The organism is Kitasatospora sp. NPDC059571 (assembly GCF_042735675.1).
In the GTDB taxonomy this organism is placed as follows: domain Bacteria; phylum Actinomycetota; class Actinomycetes; order Streptomycetales; family Streptomycetaceae; genus Kitasatospora.
Genome location: NZ_JBHWBW010000746.1, coordinates 1 through 2,225, shown reverse-complemented (window position 1 = coordinate 2,225; position 2,225 = coordinate 1). Strand labels below are relative to the sequence as shown.

Sequence of the window (2,225 nt, the reverse complement as noted above, 5' to 3'; positions counted from 1 at the left end):
GGGGGGGGGGGGGGGGGCGCCGCGCCGCGGGGGGGCGCCCTCCACGGGCACCTCCGGGCGGGGGCCCGCACGGTGCTCGACCTCGCCTGCGGCACGGGCATCGTCACCACCCGGCTGCACCGGCCCGGCCGGGCCGTCGTCGGCGTGGACCGCTCGGCCGGCATGGCCGCCGTCGCGGCCGGCCGGCTGCCCCGGCGGGTGGTCCTGGGCGACGCCGCCCGGCTGCCGGTCGGTGCCGCCCGCCTGGACGCGGTCGTCCTGGTCTGGCTGCTCCACCTGCTCGACGACGCCGAACCCGTGCTGGCCGAGGCCGCCCGGGTGCTGCGCCCGGGCGGCCGCCTGGTCACCACCGTGGACAAGGACCGGGCGGCCTTCACCACCGACAGCGACATCGCCCGCCTCACCGCCCCGCTGCGCCGCGAGCACGCGGCCGGCGCCGCCGACCGCCCCGACCGGATCGCGGCACTCGCCCACGGCCTGGGCCTGCGGCCCGCCGGCGAGACGGCCTTCCGGGGCACCGGGCAGGGCCGCAGCCCGCGGGCCTGGCGGACGGCGGTCGAGGCCGGCCGCATCCCCTGGGCCCGCGCCGCGGGCCTCGAACGCGCCGCCGCGCTCTGCCGCGACCTGGCGGCCCTCCCCGACCAGGACCGGCCGCGCCCCGACCCGCAGTACCGCCTGCTGGCCCTGCAGCGCGCCTGACGGCGCATCCGCCGGAGCGGGCCGTGGCGCCGGCCGGTCCGGGCCGTGGCCGGTCAGGCCGGACGGGTGCGGACCGCCAGCCGGGCCTCGGTGAGGGCGAGGCCGGTGACGGACGCCAGCAGGACGGCGGTGCCGGCCGCGGTGGCGGTGGTCAGGTGCTCGCCGAGCACCAGGACGGCGATCGCGGTGGCGCTGACCGGTTCGATCAGGGCGATCACCGAGGCCGTGGTGGCCCGTACGACGGCCGCGCCCGCGAAGTACAGGCCGTACGCGAGGGCGGTCGGCACCGACGCCAGGTAGGCGAGCAGCAGCACCGTCCGCCCGAGGCCGGCCGCCTGCGGCAGGACGCCCTCGGCCAGCGCGAACGGCAGCATGCAGACCGCGCAGACCGCGAACGACCACAGGGTGGTCGCGCGGGGGCTCTCCGCCTCGCCGGCCCGGCCGAGCCGCCGGGTGTACAGCGTGATGCAGCCGTACCCGGACGCCGAGAGCAGCGCCCAGAGCACACCGTCCGGGTGGACGCCGGCCGCCGCGCCGTCACCGAGCACCAGCACCGCCAGGCCGGCCAGCGCGCCGCCCACGGCGACCGTGCCCGTCCCGCCCAGGCGCTCGCCCATGGTCAGCCGGGCGCCGACCGCGATCAGGACCGGGGCGGAGCCGAGGGTCACCACGGTGGCGACGGCCAGGCCGGTCCGCTGGACGGCGACGAAGTACGCCGCCTGGAAGAGCGTCAGGCCGAGCCCGTTGACCAGGATCCGGGGCAGCCGGCGCCGCCACGGCAGCGCCGCCCGGCCGGCCCGGCCCGCGCCGCCGGTGAACGGGCGGACGGCCAGCAGCAGGACGACGCCGCCGAGCGAGCGCCAGAAGGTCAGGGCCAGCGGGCCGAGCCCGCTGCCGCCGTAGAGCAGCGCCGCGGCGGCACCGGCGGTGCCCCAGGCGGTCGCGGAGAAGGTGATGTAGAGCAGTCCACGCCCCACGGGCAGGGCGGTACGCGATGCGGACAAGGGTGTTCTCCCACAGAGGTGCCGGTCGGGTGGTCCCGTCTGCGGGCAGCACCGGCCGACCCGGGGGCCCCGCGGGCCTCACCCGGACTGTCGGTCTCCTTGGCCGTGCCGCCCGCTCAGGCGGCAGGCGGTGGCAGAACAGCCAGATGCATGCCGCCCACCCTACACAGCCCGCCCGCCACGCTGCGGCGATGCCCGGCGTACCGTGGTGGCCGCCGCTCCGCCGACCGGCGGGGCGGCCGGAACAGGGGAGGACGCATGGCGGAGTTCGAGGGGTTCGACCTGGTGCGGCGCGGCTACGACCGGGCCGCCGTGGACGCCTACCTCGCGGCGCTCGGTGCAGGGGCGGCGGTCGGAGCCCCGGTCTTCGCGGTCGTGGGCCCCGGCGACGACCCCCCCCAGCGGGACGCCCGCGACGAGCGGCTCGCCCCCCCCGGCCGCGGCGGCGGCGGCGCGGGGGGACTCCGGCACCCCACCGTCGTCGAGCACGACTGGCCCGTGGTCCGGCTCGGCGCCGCCGGC

Annotated in this window: 3 protein-coding genes; 2 read left to right on the top strand and 1 reads right to left on the bottom strand. The window is 79.7% G+C overall.

Translation table 11 applies throughout. The features are described 5' to 3' along the window. Positions 1 to 699 (top strand): class I SAM-dependent methyltransferase (locus tag ACFV0G_RS38580; RefSeq protein ID WP_380558325.1); only part of this gene is annotated, 699 nt, incomplete at its 5' end. A gap of 53 nt (positions 700 to 752) precedes the next feature. Here ACFV0G_RS38580 and ACFV0G_RS38575 read toward each other — a convergent pair. Then, positions 753 to 1,676 carry a DMT family transporter gene (locus ACFV0G_RS38575; protein WP_380558321.1) on the bottom strand — a complete coding sequence of 308 codons (924 nt, stop codon included), beginning with the start codon at positions 1,674 to 1,676 and terminating at the stop codon, positions 753 to 755. A gap of 285 nt (positions 1,677 to 1,961) precedes the next feature. Between ACFV0G_RS38575 and ACFV0G_RS38570 the strand changes: the two genes are divergently transcribed. Next, on the top strand, positions 1,962 to 2,225 hold a 264-nt coding region (locus ACFV0G_RS38570; RefSeq protein ID WP_380558318.1), incomplete at its 3' end, for a hypothetical protein.